The organism is Mesorhizobium sp. M7A.F.Ce.TU.012.03.2.1 (genome assembly GCF_004006095.1).
Lineage (GTDB): Bacteria > Pseudomonadota > Alphaproteobacteria > Rhizobiales > Rhizobiaceae > Mesorhizobium.
Genome location: NZ_CP034779.1, coordinates 2331829 through 2354902, shown reverse-complemented (window position 1 = coordinate 2354902; position 23074 = coordinate 2331829). Strand labels below are relative to the sequence as shown.

The 23074-nt window shown below is 62.7% G+C and carries 21 protein-coding genes, 1 other RNA gene and 1 pseudogene; 5 read left to right on the top strand and 18 right to left on the bottom strand.

The annotated features are described in order from the left end of the window. Positions 1-57: 57 nt before the first annotated feature. The 3 genes from EJ079_RS11280 to ssrS all read right to left on the bottom strand — a co-directional run bounded on the left by EJ079_RS11280 (position 58) and on the right by ssrS (position 1791). Entirely contained in the window at positions 58-882 is an 825-nt protein-coding gene (locus tag EJ079_RS11280; protein ID WP_127319132.1) for a YmdB family metallophosphoesterase, read from the bottom strand. Positions 883-951: 69 nt separating this feature from the next. Beyond that, the gene (locus tag EJ079_RS11275; protein WP_127397998.1) at positions 952-1539 is read right to left on the bottom strand and encodes a 5-formyltetrahydrofolate cyclo-ligase; all 588 of its coding nucleotides are present in this window, start codon (positions 1537-1539) and stop codon (positions 952-954) included. A 96-nt stretch (positions 1540-1635) separates the two neighbouring features. Further along, positions 1636-1791: non-coding RNA, 6S RNA (gene ssrS, locus EJ079_RS11270), on the bottom strand. A 148-nt stretch (positions 1792-1939) separates the two neighbouring features. Here ssrS and EJ079_RS11265 point away from each other — a divergent pair. From EJ079_RS11265 to msrB, 4 genes are all read left to right on the top strand, one after another. Continuing rightward, positions 1940-2779, top strand: coding sequence for a MoxR family ATPase (locus EJ079_RS11265; protein WP_127808998.1), 840 nt, complete (start codon positions 1940-1942; stop codon positions 2777-2779). 86 nt (positions 2780-2865) lie between these two features. Then, positions 2866-3312, top strand: coding sequence for a GNAT family N-acetyltransferase (locus EJ079_RS11260; RefSeq protein WP_127808997.1), 447 nt, complete (start codon positions 2866-2868; stop codon positions 3310-3312). Between the two features lie 7 nt (positions 3313-3319). Beyond that, positions 3320-4510: a VWA domain-containing protein gene (locus EJ079_RS11255; protein ID WP_127808996.1), complete on the top strand. Its 1191-nt coding sequence runs from the start codon at positions 3320-3322 to the stop codon at positions 4508-4510. Between the two features lie 351 nt (positions 4511-4861). After that, positions 4862-5266 carry a peptide-methionine (R)-S-oxide reductase MsrB gene (gene msrB / locus EJ079_RS11250; protein WP_127270383.1) on the top strand — a complete coding sequence of 135 codons (405 nt, stop codon included), beginning with the start codon at positions 4862-4864 and terminating at the stop codon, positions 5264-5266. 82 nt (positions 5267-5348) lie between these two features. Here msrB and EJ079_RS11245 read toward each other — a convergent pair whose 3' ends face one another. From EJ079_RS11245 to EJ079_RS11185, 13 genes and pseudogenes are all read right to left on the bottom strand, one after another. After that, complete coding sequence (locus EJ079_RS11245) at positions 5349-5660, bottom strand: hypothetical protein (protein WP_127270382.1); 312 nt, start codon at positions 5658-5660, stop codon at positions 5349-5351. 7 nt (positions 5661-5667) lie between these two features. Beyond that, positions 5668-6108 carry a hypothetical protein gene (locus EJ079_RS11240; RefSeq protein WP_127327606.1) on the bottom strand — a complete coding sequence of 147 codons (441 nt, stop codon included), beginning with the start codon at positions 6106-6108 and terminating at the stop codon, positions 5668-5670. Positions 6109-6159: 51 nt separating this feature from the next. Beyond that, a complete protein-coding gene (locus EJ079_RS11235; RefSeq protein ID WP_013529099.1) occupies positions 6160-6420 on the bottom strand; it encodes a DUF2312 domain-containing protein in 261 nt (86 codons plus the stop codon). 156 nt (positions 6421-6576) lie between these two features. Then, complete coding sequence (gene pyc, locus EJ079_RS11230) at positions 6577-10035, bottom strand: pyruvate carboxylase (protein ID WP_127808995.1); 3459 nt, start codon at positions 10033-10035, stop codon at positions 6577-6579. A gap of 288 nt (positions 10036-10323) precedes the next feature. Further along, positions 10324-11442 (bottom strand): branched-chain amino acid ABC transporter substrate-binding protein, encoded by a 1119-nt coding sequence (locus EJ079_RS11225; protein ID WP_127382923.1) that lies wholly within the window; start codon positions 11440-11442, stop codon positions 10324-10326. Positions 11443-11579: 137 nt separating this feature from the next. Beyond that, entirely contained in the window at positions 11580-11927 is a 348-nt protein-coding gene (locus EJ079_RS11220; RefSeq protein ID WP_127320415.1) for a DUF6867 family protein, read from the bottom strand. A gap of 111 nt (positions 11928-12038) precedes the next feature. Further along, complete coding sequence (locus tag EJ079_RS11215) at positions 12039-12767, bottom strand: ABC transporter ATP-binding protein (protein WP_127296224.1); 729 nt, start codon at positions 12765-12767, stop codon at positions 12039-12041. Between the two features lie 89 nt (positions 12768-12856). Further along, positions 12857-13891: pseudogene (locus EJ079_RS11210) on the bottom strand (ABC transporter ATP-binding protein); the annotation flags it as partial. Then, positions 13891-15486 carry a high-affinity branched-chain amino acid ABC transporter permease LivM gene (gene livM / locus EJ079_RS11205; protein ID WP_127320417.1) on the bottom strand — a complete coding sequence of 532 codons (1596 nt, stop codon included), beginning with the start codon at positions 15484-15486 and terminating at the stop codon, positions 13891-13893. The gene livM and the pseudogene EJ079_RS11210, both read right to left, overlap by 1 nt. Positions 15487-15490: 4 nt before the next feature. Then, positions 15491-16393 (bottom strand): branched-chain amino acid ABC transporter permease, encoded by a 903-nt coding sequence (locus tag EJ079_RS11200; protein ID WP_013529092.1) that lies wholly within the window; start codon positions 16391-16393, stop codon positions 15491-15493. A 334-nt stretch (positions 16394-16727) separates the two neighbouring features. Continuing rightward, on the bottom strand, positions 16728-17729 hold the full coding sequence (locus EJ079_RS11195) for a 4-hydroxyproline epimerase (protein ID WP_127808993.1): 1002 nt from the start codon (positions 17727-17729) through the stop codon (positions 16728-16730). Positions 17730-17761: 32 nt separating this feature from the next. Next, entirely contained in the window at positions 17762-19099 is a 1338-nt protein-coding gene (locus EJ079_RS11190) for an FAD-binding oxidoreductase (protein ID WP_164873768.1), read from the bottom strand. A 45-nt stretch (positions 19100-19144) separates the two neighbouring features. Then, complete coding sequence (locus tag EJ079_RS11185) at positions 19145-20038, bottom strand: dihydrodipicolinate synthase family protein (RefSeq protein ID WP_127808991.1); 894 nt, start codon at positions 20036-20038, stop codon at positions 19145-19147. A gap of 69 nt (positions 20039-20107) precedes the next feature. On the opposite strand from EJ079_RS11185, the gene EJ079_RS11180 reads away from it, so the two are divergent. Beyond that, entirely contained in the window at positions 20108-20800 is a 693-nt protein-coding gene (locus tag EJ079_RS11180) for a GntR family transcriptional regulator (RefSeq protein WP_164873767.1), read from the top strand. 52 nt (positions 20801-20852) lie between these two features. Here EJ079_RS11180 and EJ079_RS11175 read toward each other — a convergent pair whose 3' ends face one another. Both EJ079_RS11175 and EJ079_RS11170 read right to left on the bottom strand, forming a co-directional pair. Beyond that, the gene (locus tag EJ079_RS11175; protein WP_127808989.1) at positions 20853-21152 is read right to left on the bottom strand and encodes a hypothetical protein; all 300 of its coding nucleotides are present in this window, start codon (positions 21150-21152) and stop codon (positions 20853-20855) included. A 413-nt stretch (positions 21153-21565) separates the two neighbouring features. Then, positions 21566-23062, bottom strand: coding sequence for a CoA-acylating methylmalonate-semialdehyde dehydrogenase (locus EJ079_RS11170; RefSeq protein WP_127808988.1), 1497 nt, complete (start codon positions 23060-23062; stop codon positions 21566-21568). Positions 23063-23074 lie beyond the last annotated feature (12 nt).

The following is a 23074-nucleotide window of genomic DNA, read 5'->3' as shown; positions in this document are numbered from 1 at the left end:
TTAACGATCTAGAGCAGTGTCGCCGGCAGTTAGGTACTAAGCGTGCCTATATCAATGTCACGACCAGAAGGACGGTGCGGTTTCCTCCAGCCGTGGCCCGCGACGAAACGGCGCAATCCGCTCGGTCAGCCCTGTGCGGTCTGAAATATCGACGCCGACGCCGCACAAAGTCGCCGGTCCGGTCGCCGCCTCGAAGCGGCCTTTCGGCACCTTCGACAGGAACCGGTTGAGCGGCTCCTCCTTGTCCATGCCGAGCGAGGAATCATAGTCGCCGCACATGCCGGCGTCGGACATATAGCCGGTACCGCCGTTGAGGATCTGGTGATCACCCGTCGGCTGGTGGGTGTGGGTGCCGATGACGAGGCTGGCGCGGCCGTCGACGAAATGCGCGAAGCACATCTTTTCCGAGGTCGCCTCGGCGTGGAAGTCGATAATCACGGCATCCGCCTGCTCGCCGAGCGGACAGGCGGCAAGCTCGCGTTCGCCGGCCTGGAACGGATCGTCGAGCTCGGGATGCATGAACACCCGGCCCATGATGTTGGCGACCAGCACGCGCGCGCCGCTCCTGGCGATATAGACACCGGAGCCGCGCCCGGGCGTGCCCTTGGGAAAGTTGGAGGGACGCAGGAAGCGCTCTTCGCGCGGCGCGAAGGCGAGCGCGTCGCGCTGGTCCCAGACATGATTGCCGGTGGTGACGACATCGGCACCGGCCGCGATCGTCTCGCGAAAGATCTCTTCGGTGATGCCGAAGCCGCCGGCGGCGTTCTCGCCGTTGACGATGACGAAATCGAGTTTGAAGTCGGAGATCAGTCCGGGCAGCTGTTCCCACACCGCCGTGCGTCCTGTCTTTCCAACCATGTCACCGAGGAAGAGAAGTCTCATATGATCCCGCACCGAAGGTCAGCGAAAGCTGCATGACGCCAGTGAAGATCATGCGTCCCTTGTACTTATCTACAATTTTGGCGCGAAGCGGCGCAACCCGCTCTCGGTGAGTATTTCCGCAATGACGACGTCATGTTCCTCATCCGGCACCATTGCCACCTCCTGGCAGTCGAAGGCGATGCCGACCAGCCGCGGCGGCCGGCCCCTGTCGATCAGCTTGGCGATGGCGCGGTCGTAATAGCCGGCACCGTAGCCGATGCGATGGCCGCGCGCATCGAAAGCGGCGAGCGGCACCAGCATCACCGAGGGGTCGAGCACCTCGGCTTCCTCGTGGGGGCCGACCGTGCCGAAACCCATCTCGACCATCGGCGCGCCGCGCACCAGTTCGCGAAAGACGATCGTGGTCTTGTCGAGAATGGCCGGCAGGCAAAGCCGTGCGCCCTTTTCGCGCAAGGCAAACATCAGCGGCCGAACGTCGACTTCCGAACGCATCGGCCAAAAGCCGGAAACGATCTGGCCCGGCTCGACGTGGAGATGATCGCGCGCCGTCTCCGCCATTTCAAGCGCGACCTCCACCCGCCAGAACTCATCGAGCGCGTTGCGGCGTCCGAGGGCCTCACGGCGAAGCTGCTTTTTCAGGTCTTTGAGAGAGGTCATTCAGCCAGGGTAGAAAAGGTCAGATCTGGATGGAGTTTTGGGAGCGACGTTTTCCACCGCAATCATCCACCGAAATGCGGGACGCGTGGCAGTAAGTGACGATCCACACAACCGGTGGAGAGAGCGATCCCGGGAACCTACAAAGTAGGTGGGCGCCGTGTGAGAAAACCCACGGGTCTTCCCAGGGACAGCTCCCTAAGGATCGTTAAGGCCCCGGGGAAAATGTTCTCCTGCCGGGAAGCACAGACCGTCCCGCCCAATATAGGCTGCCGGCCGGCTAAGCGCCAGTGAGACGGGCATATGTTTCCATCAGGGTTCAAGCCCATTCGCCGCGGCCGGCGCACCCTTGCACAGGGTGAGCCGCGTCCTTACGGTTGCCATGACCAACCGAGGAGCAAGAATGCGTTTCGAAGGCACGGCGGCCTATGTCGCCGACAAGGATCTGATGGTGGCCGTCAACGCGGCGATCGCGCTGGAGCGGCCCTTGCTGGTCAAGGGCGAGCCAGGCACTGGCAAGACGGAACTCGCCCGCCAGGTGGCTGCTGCACTCGGCGTCGACCTCATCGAATGGCACGTCAAGTCGACGACGCGGGCGCAGCAGGGCCTGTACGAATATGATGCCGTCTCGCGGCTGCGCGACAGCCAGCTTGGCGACGAGCGCTTCAACGACATCAGGAACTACATCAAACGCGGCAAGCTCTGGGAGGCGTTCGCCGCCGGCAGGAAGATCGTGCTTTTGATCGACGAGATCGACAAGGCCGACATCGAATTCCCCAACGACCTCCTGCAGGAACTCGATCGGATGGAGTTCTTCGTCTACGAGACCGGCGAAACCATCCGCGCCGCCGTCAGGCCGATCGTCATCATCACCTCCAACAACGAGAAGGAGTTGCCGGACGCGTTCCTGCGCCGCTGCTTCTTCCACTACATCCGCTTTCCCGACGTCGACACGCTGCACCGAATCGTCGATGTCCACTATCCCGGCATCAAGCAGAACCTGGTGCGCGCGGCGCTGACCCAGTTCTACGAAATCCGCGACGTGCCCGGCCTGAAGAAGAAGCCGTCGACTTCCGAGGCGCTCGACTGGATAAGGCTGCTGGTCGCCGACGACATCGCGCCGGAAGATCTGCGCGCCGATCCGAAGAACGCCCTGCCCAAGTTGCATGGCGCATTGCTGAAGAACGAGCAGGACGTGCATTTGTTCGAGCGGCTGGCGTTCATGGCACGAAGGCAGCAATAGGTCAGCAGCAGCGCTTTCCCTCCTGTGGACCGTTGCCCGCAGCCGAACAGGCAGGCAGCCTCGGCCAAACCTTCAGAGGAGATGACATGTCTGAGATTATCGTCCGCCCGCTCGCGCAGTCCGACCACGCCGATTGGCGGCGGCTGTGGACCGACTACCTCACCTTCTATGAGACGAAGCTGCCGGAAGAGGTCTATGCCGTCACCTGGAAGCGGCTGTTCACCGAAGGTGAGTTCGAGCCGAAAGGCTTCATCGCCACGCTGGACGGTAAGGCGGTTGGGCTCACCCACTATCTCTACCACCGCTCCGGCTGGTCGGAAAAAAACAATTGCTATCTGCAGGACCTGTTCGCCGACCCTGACGTGCGCGGCAAGGGCATCGGCGCTGCGCTGATCGAGGCGGTGAGACAGGAAGCCGACAAAGTCGGCGTCAAGAACGTCTACTGGATGACGCACGAAACCAACACCACCGCGCGCAAACTCTACGACCATGTCGCGCGCCGCACCGGCTTCATCGAGTATGATCTGCTGTAGATAGACAATGTTCATCCCCTTCTTCCTCGAACTGAAGGCTGCGCGTGTTCCCGTTTCGCTGCGGGAATATCTGTCGCTGCTCGAAGGGCTGGAAGCCGGGCTGGTCGACTATGATGTCGAAGGTTTTTATTACCTCGCCCGTGCGGCGCTGGTGAAGGACGAACGCCATATCGACCGCTTCGACCAGGTGTTCGCGCATGTCTTCAAGGGCATCGAAGCACTGGGCGGGCTGGATGCCGTCGATGTCGCCAACATCCCCGAGGAATGGTTGCGCCGCCTCGCCGAAAAGCACCTGAGCGACGAAGAGAAAAAACTGGTCGAGGCGCTGGGCGGTTTCGAGAAACTGATGGAGACATTGAAACAGCGGCTGCAGGAGCAAAAAGGCCGCCACCAGGGCGGCTCGAAATGGATCGGCACCGGCGGCACCTCGCCGTTCGGCGCCTATGGCTATAATCCCGAAGGCGTGCGCATCGGCCAGCATGAAAGCCGCAACCGTCGCGCCGTGAAAGTCTGGGACAGGCGTGAGTTCAGGAACTTCGACGATGCCGTCGAGCTCGGCACCCGCAACATCAAGATCGCGCTGAAGCGCTTGCGCCGCTGGGTGCGCGAGGGCGCCGAGGAGGAATTCGACCTGCCCGGCACCATCCACGCCACCGCCGAACATGGCTATCTCGACGTGCAGACGCGGCCCGAACGGCGCAACGCGGTGAAGCTTTTGATGTTCTTCGATGTCGGCGGCTCGATGGACGACCACATCAAGAGCGTCGAGGAGCTGTTCTCGGCCGCCCGCGCCGAATTCCGCCAACTCGAATATTTTTATTTCCACAACTGCCTCTATGAGGGCGTGTGGAAGGACAATCGCCGCAGGCATGCCGAGGTGATTCCGACCTCCGACCTCCTTCACAAATACGGTCCGGACTACAAGGTGATCGTCGTCGGCGACGCCTCGATGAGCCCTTATGAGATCGCTCACCCCGGCGGTTCGGTCGAGCACTGGAATCCGGAGGCAGGCAGCGTCTGGCTCGGCCGTCTGCTGCAGCAATGGCCGAACGCGGTATGGCTGAACCCCGAAGACCCCAGGAACTGGGGCTACACCCATTCGATTGCGATGATCCGCGACATCTTCGGCGGCCGCATGTTCCCGCTGACGCTGGCCGGGCTCGAAGGCGCGACCAAGCAGCTTTCAAGGAAGCATTAGTTGTCAGAGGTGCGGAACCATCACCTCAGAGACCATCAATCGTGAAAGTTGGCGCCGCCCCTCACTGTCCTGCCGGACATCTCTCCCCGTAAACGGGGCGAGAGGGCCTGGCCGCTACGCCGGCGCCTTTCTTGCAACGCTGACAATTGGCGAAATCGCGGACGACAGGGCCCCTCGCCCCGTTTACGGGGAGAGGATGCCGGCAGGCAGGTGAGGGGCGGCGCAGACGCCTGAAGAAGGGGGAATTCAACCTTGGAACGTCAGACACTGGGCAGTCGTGTAACAAATGCCTATCTTGACGCGAATATCCGGTTGCAATCAACAACGAGCCGGCAAGGCTGAGGAGATCACATGGACACCCATACCTACCCTGTAACTCGCACCGACGCCGAATGGCGCGCCCGGCTGACGCCGGAGCAGTATGCCGTCATGCGCGGTCACGGCACCGAACGGCCGGGAAGCTGCGCCTTGCTCTACGAGAAGCGCGCCGGCACCTTTTCCTGCGCCGGCTGCGACCAGCCCTTGTTCGAATCCAAGCTGAAGTTCGAGAGCGGCACCGGCTGGCCGAGCTTCAACGACCCGGTGCCGGGCTCGGTCGAAAACACCGTCGACCGCAGCTACGGCATGGTTCGCACCGAATGCCATTGCGCCCGCTGCGGCAGCCATCTCGGCCATGTCTTCGAGGACGGTCCGCCGCCGACCGGCCTGCGCTATTGCATCAACGGGGTGGCGCTGAAATTCGAGCCTTCGGCCTGAGCCATCCGGGTTCGACACTATGAAAGGGCGGCATCTGTCGCCCTTTTCGTTTAAGTATCCATTGCCCCCTCTGGGCAGACGATCAGACCACGATCATCGCCACCAGCCACAGCGTGGCGCCCAGCGTCATCATCCAGGCCTTGGCCCCGGGAATCTTTTCGGTGGTCCGCCACACCGCCAAGGTCAGGAACAGGCTGTAGGGCACCGACGCGAAATGCACTGCCAGCACAAGCCCGAGCGGCAACTTCAATCCGAGCAGAACGAGCGCCAGCACCGATGCGGCGATGCTGACCGCGGTGCCGACGAGGACAAGGTCGCGCCAGAACAGCCGGTCGAGCGGCACCTGGCCTTGCCAGCGTGAGCGGAAAAAGGAGCCGATACCCTCTGGCAACACCGGATGTCTATCCCTGCCTCAGGACTTCGGTTACCGCGCGCTCGATACGCGAGCATTCGGTCACCAGCCAGTCGGCCATGGCTGGCCAGTTGTCCTCGGCATAGCAGTTCACCCGCCACATCGAATTGATGCCGAGGTCCTCGCAACTCTGTTCCGGCCTGAGCTTCAGCCTGGCTTCGATATCAGGCTGAAACGGCTTCAGCCGCGACCACGCCTGCGTGGCGCCGAACTTCTCGTTGCGACCGAAGAAGACGCCGACCTGGCTCTGCGCCGGCGCGACATACATGGAAAGAACCAAGGCGAAGTCGGGCAGCCCACGCTGCCAGAACCAGGGTCCGCGCCTCGCCATCAGAGCCCTTTCTTCCGGATGCCGCTCGGCGAACAGCGTCCAGAAGCCGCGCTGGCGGAATTCAGAGGCGCGGCGGGCGCCGAAGTCGAATTCGCTCATGGCTCAAACCGTATCTCCCGGCAACCGCGTCGGTGCCGGGGCCGGCTAGTCTTACACCATGCCGAGTGCGGCCTTGTATAGATCGAGGATGGTTTCCTCTTCCTGACGCTCGGCCTGGTCCTTCTTGCGCAGCCGGATGATCGTGCGCATCGCCTTGGTGTCGAAGCCGGTGCCCTTGGCCTCGGCGAACACTTCCTTGATGTCGTCGGAAATCGTCTTCTTCTCTTCCTCGAGCCGCTCAATGCGCTCGATGAAGGCACGCAGCTGGCCGGCGGCAACAGTCTGGCTGGTATCGGTGATATCGTCGGCCATATTTTTCTCCAAAAGCATCGGCTCCGCGACTCGCGGACGACTGCGGCAAAATTTGAGCCGGTTCGATGCCCGACCGGCGGCGGCGGGTCAAGCCGTTATCGACCAAGCCACAAGGGGCTGCCGCCAGAAGCCGACAGCCAGTCCGTTTTGCGAACTCTAATTGAAAGCGATCAGCAGATCCTTGGCATCGATCTGGTCGCCTGCCTTGACCAGCACCTCGGCGACCGTGCCGTCGCGCTCGGCATGCAGCGCCGTCTCCATCTTCATCGCTTCGATGGAAAGCAGCACGTCACCGGCCTTCACAGCCTGGCCGGCAGCCACCGAAAGCGCCGAGACGACGCCCGGCATCGGTGCGCCGACATGCGCCTCGTTGCCGGGTTCGGCCTTGCGGCGGGCCTTGGCGGCGGACGCGCCATGCGCCCGGTCGGGCACCTTGACACGACGCGGCTGGCCGTTGAGCTCGAAGAACACGGTGACCATGCCCTTCTCGTCGACATCGCCGATGGCCAGGCAGCGCACCACCAGCGTCTTGCCCTTCTCGATGTCGACGAAGATCTCGTCTTCCGGCTTCATGCCGTAGAAATAGGTCGGCGTCGGCAGGACGCTGACCGGCCCATAGGTTTCCTGCGCGCCGGCGAAATCCGTGAACACCTTCGGATACATCAGCCACGAGGCGAATTCGAACTCCGACAGCTTGCGCTCGAGCTTCTCCTCGATTTCCTTGCGGTTGGCCTTGAGGTCGGCTGGCTTGAGCAGCGAACCGGGCCGCACCGTGATCGGCTTGTCGCCCTTCAGCGCCTTCCTCTGCAGCGCCGTCGGCCACCCGCCTGGCGACTGGCCAAGATCGCCGCGCAGCATCGAGACGACCGAGTCCGGAAAGGCGATATCCTTGTCCGGGTTTTCGACATCGGCAACGGTCAGGTCCTGACTGACCATCATCAATGCCATGTCGCCGACGACCTTGGAGGACGGCGTCACCTTGACGATGTCGCCGAACATCAGATTGACGTCGTGATAGGTCTGCGCCACCTCGTGCCAGCGCGTCTCCAGTCCGAGCGAGCGCGCCTGTTCCTTCAGATTGGTGAACTGCCCGCCCGGCATCTCGTGCAGATAGACTTCCGAAGCCGGCCCCTTGAGGTCGCTTTCGAAGGCGGCGTACTGGTTGCGCACCGCTTCCCAGTAGAACGAGATCTTCCTGATCCATTGCGGGTCGAGACCGGGGTCGCGTTCTGTGCCCTTCAGCGCCTCGACGAGCGAGCCAAGGCATGGCTGCGAGGTGTTGCCGGAGAAAGCATCCATCGCCGCGTCTATGGCGTCGACGCCGCTTTCCACCGCCGCCAGCACCGTCGCCGCCGACAGGCCCGACGTGTCGTGGGTGTGGAAATGGATCGGCAGGTCGGTCGCCTCGCGCAGCTCCTTGAACAGCACGCGTGCCGCCGCCGGCTTCAACAGTCCGGCCATGTCCTTGACGGCGATGATGTGGGCGCCGGCCGCCTGCAATTCCTTGGCCAGGCCGACATAGTATTTGAGGTCGTATTTCGCCCGCGCCGGATCGAGGATGTCGCCGGTATAGCAGATCGCCGCTTCGATCAGCTTGCCCTCGGCGCCGACCGCATCCATGGCGACGCGCATGTTGTCAACCCAGTTCAGGCAATCGAAGACCCGGAACAGGTCGATGCCACCGCTTGCTGCCTGCTTGACGAAATGCTGCACGACATTGTCGGGATAGTTGGTGTAGCCGACGCCATTGGCGCCGCGCAGCAGCATCTGCAACAGCAGATTGGGCGCCGCCTCGCGCACCAGCGACAGCCGCTCCCACGGATCCTCGGTGAGGAAGCGCATGGCGACGTCGAAGGTGGCGCCACCCCAGCATTCCAGCGATAGAAGCTGCGGCAAGGCACGCGCATAGGTACCGGCGATGCCGGCAATGTCATGCGTTCGCACACGGGTGGCGAGCAACGACTGGTGGCCATCGCGCATCGTCGTGTCGGTGACCAGCACTTGCCTCTGATCGCGCATCCAGGCGGCGAACTTCTCCGGCCCGAGCACATCCAGCTTCTGCTTGCTGCCGCCGGGCACATTGCCGTTGAGGTAAGGCACCACGGGTGCGGCCGCATCGGCCTTCGGCTGCGGCCGGCCGCGCGTCTCGGGATGGCCGTTGACGCTGACGTCGGCGAGATAGTTGATGAGCTTGGTGGCGCGGTCCTGGCGCTTGACCTGCTGGAACAGTTCCGGCGTCGTGTCGATGAACTTGGTCGTGTAGGAATTGTCGGCGAAGCTCGGATGGTTGATGATCGCTTCGAGGAAGGTCAGGTTGGTGGCGACGCCGCGGATGCGGAACTCGCGCAGCGCCCGGTTCATGCGGGCGATGGTCTCGGCCGGCGTCGGCGCCCACGCCGTCACCTTCTCCAGCAGCGGATCGTAGAAGCGGGTGATGACAGCGCCCGAATAGGCGGTGCCGCCATCGAGGCGGATGCCGAAGCCTGTTGCGCCGCGATAGGCGGTGATGCGGCCGTAATCGGGGATGAAATTGTGTTCGGGATCTTCCGTGGTGATGCGGCACTGCAGCGCGTGGCCGTTCAGCCTTATGTCCTTCTGCGCCGGCACGCCTGATTCCGGTGTGCCGATGGCAAAGCCGTCGAGGATGTGGATCTGCGCCTTGACGATGTCGATGCCGGTGACCTGCTCGGTGACGGTGTGCTCGACCTGGATGCGCGGATTGACCTCGATGAAATAGAATTTGCCGGTGTCGGCATCCTGCAGGAACTCGACCGTGCCGGCGCCGATGTAACTGGTCTCGCGGGCGATCTTCAGCGCATGGCCGCAAAGCTCCTCGCGCTGCGACATTTCGAGATAGGGCGCCGGCGCTCGCTCGACGACCTTCTGGTTGCGGCGCTGGATCGAACAGTCGCGCTCGAACAGGTGCACCGCATTGCCGTGGGTGTCGCCCAGCACCTGCACCTCGACATGGCGGGCGCGTTCGATCAGCTTTTCAAGATAGACCTCGTCCTTGCCGAAGGCGGCTTTCGCCTCGCGCTTGCCCTCGGTGACTTCACGGGCAAGGTCGGCTTCGGCGCGGATGGCGCGCATGCCGCGGCCGCCGCCGCCCCATGACGCCTTCAGCATCACCGGATAGCCGATTCCCTTGGCCAGTTTCTTGACCGCCTCCATGTCATCCGGCAACGGATCGGTGGCGGGGATCACCGGCACCCCGACCTCGATGGCGAGATTGCGCGCCGCGACCTTGTTGCCGAGCCGCCGCATTGTGTCCGGCTTCGGCCCGATGAAGGTAATGCCGGCTTCGGCACAGGCGTCGGCGAATTCGGGACTTTCCGACAACAATCCGTAGCCGGGATGAATAGCATCGGCACCCGACAGCCTGGCGACGCGGATCACCTCCTCGATCGACAGATAGCTTTCGATCGGCCCCATGTCCCGGGTCAGATGCGGCCCGCGTCCGACCTGGTAGCTCTCGTCGGCCTTGAAGCGATGCAGGGAGTATTTGTCTTCCTCGGCCCAGATCGCCACGGTTTTGAGGCCGAGTTCGTTGGCCGCGCGAAAAACGCGAATGGCGATTTCGGACCGGTTGGCGACGAGGATCTTCGTGATGGCCAAGGACTGGGCTCCAGCAACGGAAGGAAGAGAAATCGGCGCAATGATTAGCGTGAAAATGCTGCAGTGCAAACAAAATTGACGTGCGTTTAAACCGATTGAAATGGAATCATTGCGCCAGAAGCCCTTCGCATTCATCCGAACAGCAAGAAAAGCGCCGGCTTTGCAGTTAGCGCACGATCATTCACCGGCTAAGGACCCGGCTCTGTCGGCCGCCCCCTGAACGTGATGGGAAAAGAAAATGCCCGGCGCGAGGCGCCGGGCATCCGTAAACGGTCTGGAGACTGACGCTTACATCTTCTGGATGTAGGTGTACTTGCCGTCGTCGCCCTTCTTCCATTCGTACATGACGTAGCCGGGCAGCGTCGGGTCGCCCTTGGCGTCATAGGACAGGTCGCCGAGCACGGTCTTGAACGGGCCGTTTTCATGCAGCGCCTTGGCAACTGCCTGCGGGTCGTTCGACTTGGCAACGGTCGCTGCTTCGGCAAGCGCCTGCACGGCAGCGTAGGCGTAGAGCGTATAGGCTTCCGGCTCGAAACCCTGCGCACGGAACTTCTCGACGAGTTCCTTGTTGGCAGGGATCAGGCGCGGATCCGGGCCGAACGTGTTGAGCGTCCCCGCAACCGCGTCGCCCGCGATCGAAGCCAGCTCGTTCGACACGATGCCGTCGCCGGAAATCAGCGTCGCCTTGAGGCCCTGGTCGGCCGCCTGGCGGATGATCAGGCCGGCTTCGGTATGCAGGCCGCCCCAATAGATGATGGAAACGCCGGCTTCCTTCATCTTGGCGATCAGCGCCGAGAAGTCCTTGTCGCCGACATTGATGCCTTCGTACATGACTTCCGTCACGCCGGCGGCGTTCATCGCCTTCTTGGTTTCGTCGGCAAGGCCCTGGCCGTAGGTGGTCTTGTCGTGCACGACGGCGATCTTGGCGTCCTTGAAGTTTGCGGCGAGATAAGCGCCGGCGATGCTACCCTGCTGGTCATCGCGCCCGCAGGTGCGGAACACGTTCCACAAGCCGCGCTCGGTGAGCTGCGGGTTGGTGGCAGCCGGGGTGATCTCGACGATGTTGTTTTCCGCATAGACTTCCGACGCCGGGATCGAGACGCCCGAGTTGAAGTGGCCGACCACGAACTTGACGCCGTCGCCGACGAACTTGTTGGCAACCGAGATGCCCTGCTTCGGATCGGAGACATCGTCGCCGACTTCGAGCTTGATCTGCTCGCCGTTGATGCCGCCCTTGGCATTGATGTCGGCGACAGCCGCTTCCGCACCCTTCTGAAGCTGTGCGCCGAAGGCGGCATTCGGACCGGTGATCGGGCCGGCAACGCCGAACATTACATCGGCCCACGCGTTGCCGCCGAACGCGACAAGCGCGGTCAGGGCTACGGCGGACAAAAGTGACTTTTTCATTTAAACGCTCCCATTTACGGAGTGGGCGTGGATGAAGCTTTCATGCGATGCCCACCCTTATCGCAGAAAGCATAGTTTGCCGATTTTCAGGCACTTGTCACGCCGATTCAATTCCGAGGCGGCGTTAATGATGAACGTCAACCTTTCGGTTTCCAGCTCAAGATTGAAGCTCTTTCGTAGAGCCAATTATACTGTGTCACCATCTGGTTGGTGCGCGTGTATTGATAGCCGACGAAGCCGAGGATCATCAGCACGATGGTGTCGACGACATAATAGTGCAGCGAGAACATGGTGCCGCCGAACAGCGCGTGATGGATGAAGCGGATCGCGATGCCGAGGCCCAGCATATAGGCGAACAGCTGGATGAAGCTGCGCCACGTCTGAGCACTGGCCTTGCCCGTCATCCACGCCGCCCAGCCGCCGAGCAGACAGGTGACGAAGAAGAACTGCCAGATCGAGGGTTCCTCATAAAGAATGCCCTGCATGGTGAAGTCTCCTTAGCATGACCCCGAAAAGTTGCGGACTTTCCGGACAAGATCATGCGACAAACAAACAATCTGGAGCAGAATGGCGGATGCACGCATTCCGCTCCGAACTCAGTGGTGCCCGCCTTCGAGATAGGCGGCGCGCACTTCCGGATTGGCGAGCAGCTCCTTGCCGGTGCCGCTCATCGTCACATTGCCATTGACCATGACGTAGCCGCGCGTGGCGAGCTTGAGCGCGCCGAAGGCGTTCTGCTCGACCAGGAACACGGTCAGCCCCTGGGTGCGGTTCAGTTCGCGGATGGCGTCGAATATCTGCTTGACGATCAGCGGCGCGAGACCCAGCGACGGCTCGTCGAGCAAAAGCAGCTTCGGCCGTGCCATCAGCGCGCGTCCGATCGACAGCATCTGCTGCTCACCGCCCGACAGCGTGCCGCCGCGCTGGGTGATGCGCTCTTTCAACCGCGGGAACAGCGTGAACACCTTCTCGACGTCCTCGTCATAGTGCTTGAGGTTGTCGAGGCTGGCGCCCATCTGCAGGTTTTCCATCACCGTCATGCGCGGAAATATCCGCCGGCCCTCGGGCGACTGGGCAATGCGCATGCGCGCGATCTCGTGCGTCGGCATCTGGGTGATGTCGGTGCCGGCAAAGGTGATGGTGCCGGCGCGAGCGCGCGGCGCGCCGAAAATAGTCATCATCAGCGTCGACTTGCCGGCGCCGTTGGCACCGATCAGCGCCACGATCTCACCTTCCTTCACAGTGACATCGACGCCGTTCAGCGCCCGGATGTTGCCGTAATAGGTCTGCACGCCCTTGATATCGAGCAGCGTTGTCGCGGCCATCATTTACGCCCTCCGCGCGGCTTGGCTGTGGGAGGTTTCGCGGCCGGCTTGGCCTTCACCCGCTCGGACGGCTTTCTGGGCGCGGCATTGGCTCTTGCGTCGACTTGACCCGCCTTTGATGCGCCCTTGGCGACCGTAACCCGCTCACCTGAACTGTGGCCCACCGTGTCGGTCACCGGCCCGGCGAGATAGGACGACGATGTCCCCGGACCATGCGCGGCATCCGGCCCTGTATCGAGCTGTTCGATGACATCTTCGTCGCCGACTTCGGTAAGGACCGCTTCGACTTCCTCGTCGTCGACGCCGAGATAGGCGGCGATGACGCGCGGATCGGTGCGCACCGACTGCGGACTGCCGTCGGAGATCTTGCGGCCGTACTCCAGCACCACGACATGGTCGGAGATCTGCATGACCACCGACATGTCGTGCTCGATCAACAGGATCGAGGTACCGGATGTGTTCTTGATGTCGATCAGCAGCTCGTTCAGCGCCGCCGATTCCTTCGGATTGAGGCCGGCCGCCGGTTCGTCGAGGCACAGAAGCTCGGGTCCCGTGCACATGGCGCGAGCGATCTCGAGGCGGCGCTGCGCGCCATAGGGCAGGTCGCCGGCCGGGTCGTCGGCACGGTCGACAAGATCGGCCTTTTCCAGCCAATGCTTGGCGAGTTCCACCGATTCGGCCGAAGCCTTGCGATAGCCGCTGAAGCCGAACAGGCCGAGGACCGTGTAGCCCGATGCCTTCATCAGTTTGTTGTGCTGGGCGACCAGCAGGTTCTCCAGCAGGGTCATGCCGGAGAACAGGCGGATGTTCTGGAAGGTGCGCGCCACCTTGGCGCGCGCCGGGATCTCATGGTTGGGCAGCCGCTCGAGCAGGAAGGTCGAACCATCGTTCCGGTTGAGCGTGATCATGCCTTCCGACGGCTTGTAAAAGCCGGTGATGCAGTTGAACACCGTGGTTTTGCCGGCGCCGTTAGGGCCGATCAGCGCGGTGATCTCGCCGCGCTTGGCGGCGAAAGACAGATCGCCGATGGCCACAAGGCCACCGAACTTCATCGACAGATGATCGACCTGCAGGATAGCGTCGTTCACGCCGGAATTGGCCTTCTGAACAGGGTTCGCATTCATCAGCCGTGTCCTTCCTTGGTGAAGGAGCTTGAGACAGCCTTTCGCTCCTTGAGGAAGGCGGTTGGTTCACGACTGCCGACGAAGCCGCGCGGCTTCCACAGCATGACGATGACCATGGCCATGCCGAACAGAAGCATGCGGTAGAGTTCCGGTGTGAAGTCCGGCCCGAAGACCTGCTTGAGGAAGTCGAGTTCGCGCAATGCCTCGGTGCCGCCGATCATCACCATTGCGGCGACCGCGATGCCGACCAGCGAACCCATGCCGCCGAGAACGACGATGGCCAGGATGATGGCCGATTCCAGGAAGACGAAGGATTCCGGGCTGACGAAGCCCTGCCGTGCGGCGAAGAACGCGCCGGCGAAGCCGCCGAACATCGCACCCGTGGCGAAGGCTGTGAGCTTCGTGGTGGTGGTGTTGATGCCGAGCGAGCGGCAGGCGATCTCGTCCTCCCGCAACGCTTCCCAGGCACGGCCGACCGGCATGCGCCGCAGCCGGATGGTGACGAAGGCTGTCAGCAGCGCCAACGCCAGGATCAGGTAATAGAGGAAGATCTTGTAGTAGGCGCTCGATGTCGCCAGATGCAGCACCTTGGCGATATAATTGGGGTCCGACACGTTGAAGGTCATCAGGCCGAAGAAGGTGACCTTCGGGATGCCGGAAATACCGGCCGAACCGTTGGTGACCTCGCGCCAGTTGATCAGCACCAGTCGGATGATCTCACCGAAAGCCAAGGTGACGATCGCCAGATAGTCGCCGCGCAGGCGCAGCACCGGGAAGCCGAGCAGCACGCCCCAGAAGGCGGCCATGGCGCCGGCGGCCGGCAAAAGGATCCAGAACGACAGGCCGTACTGCGTGCCGAGCAGCGCATAGGCATAGGCGCCGACCGCGTAGAAGGCGACATAACCGAGGTCGAGCAGGCCGGCGAGGCCGACGACGATGTTCAGGCCCCAGGCCAGCATCACATAGATCAGGATCTGGATGCCGAAATTGTCGACCCATTTCAGCGAGCCTTGCAGCCCGCCGACGAACGACCAGGACATCAGCGACAGGATCGCCACCACCAGGATCGGATAGAGGATCAGCGCGGCAATGCCGAGTTTGGTGAAGTTGGCATGGATGAAGCCCCGGAAATAATAGATCACGCAGGCCAGCACATAGATGACCGCCAAGGCGCGCAGGAATTGCAGATAGCCCGCCGGCTCCGCTCCCACCCATCCGACGAGAGAACTGTTGACCGCAAACAACACCACCGCCGCGACCAAGGCCACGATGAAGGCCGGCAATTGGAAGAAGCGTGACGCCACGCTGGCCGGCAGCAGACCGGTGGCGACGTCGGTGATCTTCTGGTTGGCCAGGAAGGGCTGGCCATAAGCGACATAGAGGAAGCGCCCGATGGCCGTGGCGATCACCACGGCGGCAAGCAGGCCCCAACGCGTCGTCAGGACCAATTCATTGGAAATGTTCTGGCCGGTCTTCAGGCCGATGAACAGCACGAACAGGCCAAACGATATGGCAGCGGCATAAAGTGACTCGCGCAACGCGCGCTGCATAGGCGTGGCGACGGTGTCGCGCTCCGGAGATACGGTGACGGCCATGGTCTCAGACCTTTTCGACTTCTGGCCGGCCCAATATGCCGGAAGGCAGGAAGATCAGCACGATGGCCAGGATCGAGAACGCCGCGACGTCCTTGTAGTCGATCGAGAAATATGCCGACCACATGCTCTCGATGAAACCGATCATCAGCCCGCCAACCACCGCGCCCGGCAGCGAACCAATGCCGCCCAGCACCGCCGCCGTGAAGGCTTTCACGCCGGGCGTAAAGCCATCAGAGAAGGCAATGACGCCGTAATACATCAGGAACAAAGTGCCGGCGACCGCGGCAAGGGCCGCACCCATGATGAAGGTGATCGAGATGGTGCGGTCGACATCGATGCCGAGCAGCGCCGCCATCTTGCGGTCCTGCTCACAGGCCCGTTGCGCTCGCCCGAGCGAGGTCTTGTTGACCAGATACCAGAACAGCGCCAGCAGCAGCGCCGTGACGACGACGATGATGATCTGCTTCAGCGACACGCTGATGCCGTTGATGTTGTAAACCTGGCTGACCATCGGCGGGATCGGCTTGTTGCGGGGACCCTGCGTCACCTGGACGAAGTTCGACAGCGCGATCGACATGCCGATGGCAGTGATCAGCGGGGCCAGTCGGAACGAACCGCGCAGCGGCCGGTAGGCGACTTTTTCGATTGTCCAGTTGTAGAGGCTGGTGAGCAGCATCGCCACGATCATCATGATCAGCAGCGCCAGCACAACCGGCACGGAATAGAACAGCGCGCCAAGGGCGAGGAAGACGATCAGAGCCGTGAAGGCACCCACCATGAAGATGTCGCCATGGGCGAAATTGATCATGCCGATGATGCCGTAGACCATCGTGTAGCCGATCGCGATCAGCCCATAGATCGATCCCAGCGTCAGCCCGTTGATAAGCTGCTGGACAAAGTACTGCATGTGTACATGGCTCCCCTGGAATGTCGCCCATGCAGACGCATTCCTTTTCGTATTTCCCCTAGTCGTAAAGTTTCGAGCCCGGATTGCAACGTCATTTTTCAATCGTCATGCGTGTTTTCGAAGCACGCTGTCCGATTGCCCGTTTTCCATCATCCGGCCCCTGGACTATCGCGGACCCTACCATTGGCATAACGCAATGTCTTTGACGATTCGACCGCATCATGCGCTCCGTTTCGAAGAAATCGCCGTCAAAATTAGGTGATGAAAGGAATCGTTGCGTTTTTGGCACGATCCGTTTTTCAAGCCGTCGCTTTCCGCAAGGTCAGGATTCCCATCACTTGACAACAAATCCGTGCGCGAACGGGTCGCGGTCGTCGATGAAGATGGTGTTCAGCCCGGTCATCCGCGCCCAGCCGCCGATAGAGGGAATGATGGCCGGCTTGCCGGCGACGGTGACATCCTTTTCGACCTTGCCCTTGAACAGCGAACCGATGATCGATTCATGGACGAAGCTGTCGCCGGCCTTGAGTTTGCCCTTGGCATGAAGCTGCGCCATGCGCGCCGAGGTGCCGGTGCCGCAGGGCGAGCGGTCGATCGCCTTGTCGCCGTAGAACACGGCATTGCGGGCATCCGCGCCATCCACCGTCGGCGCACCGGTCCACAGCATGTGCGACAGCCGGTTGATGCCCGGGTTCTCGGGATGGACGAAGGAATATTTCTCGTTGAGCCGCTGGCGCACCACCGGGCTCCAGGCGATGAAGTCGCCCGCCGAATAATCGGCCATGTCGCGATAGTTCTTCTGTGGCTCGACGATGGCGTAGAAGTTGCCGCCATAGGCGACATCGACGGTGATTTCGCCGAGCCCGGGGCATTCGACCGTCAGCCCCTCGGCATGGAGGAAGGACGGCACATTGGTGATGCGCACCTCCTCGACATAGTCGCCGACCTGCTTGTATTCAGCGATGACAAGTCCGGCCGGCGTGTCGAGCCGAAGCACGCCCGGCGTCTTCGGCTTGATCAGACCGTGCTCGATCGCCATCGTCACCGTGCCGATCGTGCCATGGCCGCACATCGGCAGGCAGCCGGAGGTTTCGATGAACAGGATGGCGATGTCGCAATCCTCGCGCGTCGGCGGATAGAGGATCGAACCGGACATCACGTCGTGGCCGCGCGGCTCGAACATCAGGCCGGTGCGGATCCAGTCATACTCGGCCAGAAAATGCGCACGCCGCTCCATCATCGTCGCGCCCTGCAGCAGCGGGCCGCCCCCAGCGACCAGCCGCACCGGATTGCCGCAGGTGTGGCCGTCTATGCAGAAGAAGGATTTCTTGGCCATGACGCTCCTCGAAAATCAAAAACACGAAAAAATCAAAATCGTTGCGGACTGAAGGGGGCCAGATCGATCGGCGGAGTCTGCCCCAGGACAAGATCCCTGATCAACCGTCCGGTGGCCGCCGCCTGGGTCAGGCCGAGATGGCCATGGCCGAAGGCATAGACCACCGACCGCTTTCCCGGCGCGCCGCCGATGACGGGCACTGAATCCGGCAGCGAGGGACGGAACCCCATCCATTCGCGCCCGCCCGAGGGATCGAGCCCCGGCAGGAATTTCTGCGCCTTCTGCAGCAGCGCCTTTGACCTGGCATAATTGGGCGGCCGCTCGATGCCGCCGAGCTCGACGGCGCCGCCGACGCGCAGGCCCGTTGCGAGCGGCGTGACGACGAAGCCATGGCCGGAGAAGATCAGCATCCGCTTCACGTCGAAGGCACTCGTCGGCAACGTGGTGTTGTAGCCGCGCTCGGTCTCCAGCGGAATGCGATCGCCGAGTTGCTTCGCCAGCAGATGCGACCATGCGCCTGCTGCGACGACGAGGTGTCGCGCCTGTCTGGTCGTGCCGTCTGCCAATGTCAGCGTCGCACCATCCTGATCCGCCGCGACTTGGCCGATCCGGGCCATCTCAAAGCGGGCACCCTTGCTTTGTGCGTAGGCCCACACCGCCTTGCCCAGCAGTTTCGGGTCGGCGACCGTCTTCCATCCCGGCACGAACGTGCCTTTGATGAAGCGCGGCGACAGCCCCGGCTGCAAGGCGGCCAGCTCCTCGCCCTCGACATGGCGGAAACCGATGCCGAAACGCTCACGCGCCGCCCAGCCGGGCAGCCCGGCCTGGAACTCGGCTTCGCTTTCATAGAGCTCGAGCGAGCCATCCTCGCGCAGCATCGACCGCGTACCGGAGCGATCGAGCAAGCCCATCCACTCCGCCTCGGCGAGCTTCATCATGCCCGCCTGAGCGGCAAGGCTCGCCTCGTATTTCCCCGGCGCACCGGCGCGCCAGAAGCGGATCAGCCAGGGCAGAAGCCTCGGCAGATAGGCGGGCGGAATGCTGAGCGGGCCAAGCGGATCGGCCAGCCATTTCGGCAGCTGCCGGATCATGCCCTTGTGGGCCAGCGGCAGCACATCGGAAAAGGCAAAGGCGGCGGCGTTGCCGGAGCTCGTCTCCTCGCAAATGCCTGTGCGGTCGAAGACGGTGACCCTGCGTCCGGCCTCGGCGAGAGAAGCGGCTGCACAGATGCCGATGATGCCGCCACCGATGATGGCGATGTCCAAGCCTTCTCCCCGTTCACGGGGAGAAGGTGCCCGAAGGGCGGATGAGGGGCGGCGCACCGCTTCTGTCGACTTGGAATTTCCTGACACGTAGGCGCTGCCCCTCATCTGGCTGCCGCCATCTTCTCCCCGTGAACGGGGAGAAGAAAGCCATCAAAATGTCGGCAGCGTCGGCCGAACCGCGAGCGCATCCTTGACGGTCTTCTCGACGGCCTTGCGGCGCTCGCCCGACAGCGGCTGGCGCGGCATGCGAACGCGGTCATTTGTGTTGATCGCGAACACTTCGGCAAGCTTGATGTTTTGGACCAGATAGGTCGAGACATCGAGATCGAGCAGCGGCCGGAACCAGCGGTAGATGGCGAGCGCCTCCTCGCGGCGGCCCTGCTTCATCAGCTGGAATATGGCGACGGTCTCGCGCGGGAAGGCTGTGACCAGTCCCGCAACCCAGCCGATGGCGCCGACCGACAGCGCCTCGAAGGCCAGATTGTCGACGCCGGTGAACAGGTCGTAGCGAGTGCCCAGGCGATTGATGATCTCGGTCGAACGACGGATGTCGTCGGAGGATTCCTTGATCGCGACAAAGCGCCTGTCCGACGCCAGCTCCTCCATCTGGTCGACGCTGACGTCGACGCGGTAGGCAAGCCGGTTGGAGTAGATCATGACCGGCAGGTCGCCCGCCTCGGCGACCGCGCGCAGCGCCGCGACCGTCTCTTCCGCATTGGTGTGGTAGATCGGGCTCGGCACGACCATGAGGCCATTGGCGCCTTCTTTGGCGGCGCGTTTGGCGATGCTGGCCGCCTCGCGTGTGCCGGCCTCGTTGACGGTCAGCAGCACCGGCTTCTTGCCGGCGACCTTCTGTGCGGTCTTCAGCACCTCGATCTTCTCGTCGGGCGACAGCATCGGCCCCTCGCCGAGCGATCCGCAGACGATGATGCCGTCGCAACCGGCCTCCATCTGCAGGCTGAAGCAGCGCTCCATCTCGGCATAATCGAGACGATCATCCGCGGTGAATTTAGTCGTGACGGCGGGAAAAACTCCGGTCCACATGATCATCTCTCCATCTGATATATCAGTGGTATATCTATTAACAAACCCGCTGTCAACGCGGATTCCGTTATGATATATTCAAGATATATCAGGAGAGCGCATTTGATATCCACGGCAGCAAGCACCTCGGCAGAGCCGGCCGCGACCAGGGCCTACCATGTGCTCGAGCACATGATCGTCACGCTCGAACTGGCCCCGGCAAGCTTCGTCACCGAGGGCGCTCTGATCGACAGGCTCGGGCTTGGCAGGACACCGGTGCGCGAGGCGATCCAGCGGCTGGCATGGGAAGGGCTGCTCGACGTCAGGCCGCGCGCCGGCATCGCCATCGCCCCGCTCCATCCCGGCGACTGGCTGCGCGTCCTCGATGCACGTCGCGGCGTCGAGGTGGTGCTGGCCCGCTCGGCCGCCCGCTTCGTCACCCGCGAAGCCGCCGACCTGTTCCACGAAGCAGCGCTCGCCATGCAGAAAGCGGTGATCTCGGGCAACGTGCTTGCCTTCATCCAGGCTGACAAGGCTCTCGACGAAGCGCTGGCGCTGGCTGCCGACAATCTCTTCGCCGCCCGTCTGGCCGCCCCCTTGCAGACCCACAGCCGCCGCTTCTGGTTCCGCTACAAGGCCGAGACCGGTCTTGCAGAATCCGCCGAGCACCATGTCGCACTGATCCGCTCGATCCTTGCTGGCGACGAGGAGGCCGCGGCCAAGGACGCCAAACGCCTGATGGCGCTGCTGCGCGGCCACGCCGAGACGGCCGCCACGCGCTGACCTCTTTTACATCCGGTGCGCTTTCGTCGCCGGCGCTTCCTCGAAACTCGGGTCAAGTCCCTGGCAAGGCAGCCGCCGCCATCAACGAACCGTCCCAGCCTTCGCCCGCCGTGATGACGCAACTCTGACCACGCGTGTCGGTGGCAAGAATTGTCCAGGTGCCCCGGTCGGAGACGAATATCTCAAGAATCAGGCTCGGGTTGACCAGGCCGCGCGCCGCCTCACTTTCGTGGAATTTTTCCCCGAGCGCTTTGATCATATCCGCACGGGCCGCGCATTGCTCCGCCAGCGCCGGGACGGCGGGACACGCAAAAATTGCCGCGAAAAATAGCGTTGCCACAAGACGGGTCATCTGACACCTCCTTGCGCCAGACGATGTCCCCGAAGCTGTCGCCAGCGCCGTTGCTTGATCTGCCGTACCTCCTTGCGGCAGGACTGCAGACCAAGACGGCAGATGCCTACTTGGTTCCATCACATTAGCGTTCAAGCGGATAGGGTCGCCACCGGATTGCAAAAAAACGCCCGGGCGCGAGCGCCCGGGCCTTGAATCCAAATCAATTTGTTGTCCGGTCAGTTCATCGTCGGGATGACGAATTCAGCACCGTCCTTGATGCCGCCCGCGCGACCGCAGCCGAAGGCGAGGACGCGCAACCAAGAAATCGTCCGGTCAATTCATCGTCGGAATGACGAATTCGGCACCATCCTTGATGCCCGCCCGCGCGACCGCAGCCGAAGGCGAGGACGCGCAACCAAGAAATCGTCCGGTCAGTTCATCGTCGGGATGACGAATTCGGCACCATCCTTGATGCCGGACGGCCAGCGCGAGGTCACCGTCTTGGTCTTGGTATAGAAGCGGAACGCGTCCGGGCCGTGCTGGTTGAGATCGCCGAACGAAGATGCCTTCCAGCCGCCGAACGTGTAGTAGGCGATCGGCACCGGGATCGGCACGTTGATGCCCACCATGCCGACCTGGACACGGCTTGCAAAGTCGCGCGCGGCATCGCCGTCACGGGTGAAGATGGCGACGCCATTGCCCATCTCGTGATCGTTGGCGAGCTTGATCGCGCTCTCATAGGTCGGGGCGCGCACAACAGAGAGCACCGGCCCAAAGATCTCTTCCTTGTAGATACGCATGTCCGCGGTGACGTTGTCGAACAGGCAGCCACCCATATAGTAGCCGTCTTCATAGCCCTGCATGGAGAAGCTGCGGCCGTCGACGACCAGCTTGGCGCCTTCCTTGACGCCGGTATCCACGTAGCCCTTAACCCGTTCCAATGCCTGCGCCGTCACCAGCGGGCCGAAATCGGCGGAAGAGTCCGTCGAAGGACCGACCTTCAGGCTCTCGACGCGCGGGATCAGCTTTTCCATCAGCCGGTTGGCGGTATCGTTGCCGACCGGGACGGCGACCGAGATCGCCATGCAGCGCTCGCCGGCCGAGCCGTAGCCGGCGCCGATCAGCGCATCGACGGTCTGGTCCATGTCGGCATCAGGCATGATGATCATGTGGTTCTTGGCACCGCCGAAGCACTGCACGCGTTTGCCGGCGGCCGTGCCGCGCGAATAGATGTAGTGGGCGATCGGCGTCGAGCCGACAAAGCCGATGGCCTTGATGTCGGGATCGTCGAGGATGGCGTCGACCACGTCCTTGTCGCCATTGACGACATTGAGGATGCCCGCCGGCAGACCGGCTTCGAGGAACAGTTCGGCGATGCGCATCGGCACGCCCGGATCGCGTTCCGACGGTTTCAGGATGAAGGCGTTGCCGCAGGCGATGGCCGGCGCGATCTTCCACAGCGGGATCATCGCCGGGAAGTTGAACGGCGTGATGCCGGCGACCACGCCGAGCGGCTGGCGCATCGAATAGACGTCGATGCCGGGGCCGGCGCCGTCGGTGAATTCGCCCTTCATCATGTGCGGTGCGCCGATGCAGACCTCGACCACTTCGAGGCCGCGCTGGATGTCGCCCTTGGCGTCGGCGATCGTCTTGCCGTGCTCGCGCGCCAGGATGTCGGCCAGTTCGTCATAGTCGCGCGCGACCAGTTCGAGAAACTTCATCAGCACGCGTACGCGGCGCTGCGGGTTGGTCGCGGCCCATTTCGGCTGCGCTGCCTTGGCATTCTCGACCGCCGCGCGCAGTTCCGCCTGCGAGGCCAACGCCACCGTGCCGCGCACGGAGCCGTCCATCGGCTGCATGACATCCTGCTTGCGGCCGCTGGTCCCGGCGACATGCTTGCCGCCAATGAAATGACCATAGTCGATCATGATTTCTCTCCC

Coding starts and splice junctions, on each gene's coding strand:
- EJ079_RS11280 (WP_127319132.1), bottom strand. CDS start 882: ATGAGACTTCTCTTCCTCGGTGACATGGTTGGAAAGACAGGACGCACG.
- EJ079_RS11275 (WP_127397998.1), bottom strand. CDS start 1,539: ATGACCTCTCTCAAAGACCTGAAAAAGCAGCTTCGCCGTGAGGCCCTC.
- EJ079_RS11265 (WP_127808998.1), top strand. CDS start 1,940: ATGCGTTTCGAAGGCACGGCGGCCTATGTCGCCGACAAGGATCTGATG.
- EJ079_RS11260 (WP_127808997.1), top strand. CDS start 2,866: ATGTCTGAGATTATCGTCCGCCCGCTCGCGCAGTCCGACCACGCCGAT.
- EJ079_RS11255 (WP_127808996.1), top strand. CDS start 3,320: ATGTTCATCCCCTTCTTCCTCGAACTGAAGGCTGCGCGTGTTCCCGTT.
- msrB (WP_127270383.1), top strand. CDS start 4,862: ATGGACACCCATACCTACCCTGTAACTCGCACCGACGCCGAATGGCGC.
- EJ079_RS11240 (WP_127327606.1), bottom strand. CDS start 6,108: ATGAGCGAATTCGACTTCGGCGCCCGCCGCGCCTCTGAATTCCGCCAG.
- EJ079_RS11235 (WP_013529099.1), bottom strand. CDS start 6,420: ATGGCCGACGATATCACCGATACCAGCCAGACTGTTGCCGCCGGCCAG.
- EJ079_RS11225 (WP_127382923.1), bottom strand. CDS start 11,442: ATGAAAAAGTCACTTTTGTCCGCCGTAGCCCTGACCGCGCTTGTCGCG.
- EJ079_RS11220 (WP_127320415.1), bottom strand. CDS start 11,927: ATGCAGGGCATTCTTTATGAGGAACCCTCGATCTGGCAGTTCTTCTTC.
- EJ079_RS11215 (WP_127296224.1), bottom strand. CDS start 12,767: ATGGCCGCGACAACGCTGCTCGATATCAAGGGCGTGCAGACCTATTAC.
- livM (WP_127320417.1), bottom strand. CDS start 15,486: ATGGCCGTCACCGTATCTCCGGAGCGCGACACCGTCGCCACGCCTATG.
- EJ079_RS11200 (WP_013529092.1), bottom strand. CDS start 16,393: ATGCAGTACTTTGTCCAGCAGCTTATCAACGGGCTGACGCTGGGATCG.
- EJ079_RS11195 (WP_127808993.1), bottom strand. CDS start 17,729: ATGGCCAAGAAATCCTTCTTCTGCATAGACGGCCACACCTGCGGCAAT.
- EJ079_RS11190 (WP_164873768.1), bottom strand. CDS start 19,099: ATGAGGGGCAGCGCCTACGTGTCAGGAAATTCCAAGTCGACAGAAGCG.
- EJ079_RS11185 (WP_127808991.1), bottom strand. CDS start 20,038: ATGTGGACCGGAGTTTTTCCCGCCGTCACGACTAAATTCACCGCGGAT.
- EJ079_RS11180 (WP_164873767.1), top strand. CDS start 20,108: ATGATATATTCAAGATATATCAGGAGAGCGCATTTGATATCCACGGCA.
- EJ079_RS11175 (WP_127808989.1), bottom strand. CDS start 21,152: ATGACCCGTCTTGTGGCAACGCTATTTTTCGCGGCAATTTTTGCGTGT.
- EJ079_RS11170 (WP_127808988.1), bottom strand. CDS start 23,062: ATGATCGACTATGGTCATTTCATTGGCGGCAAGCATGTCGCCGGGACC.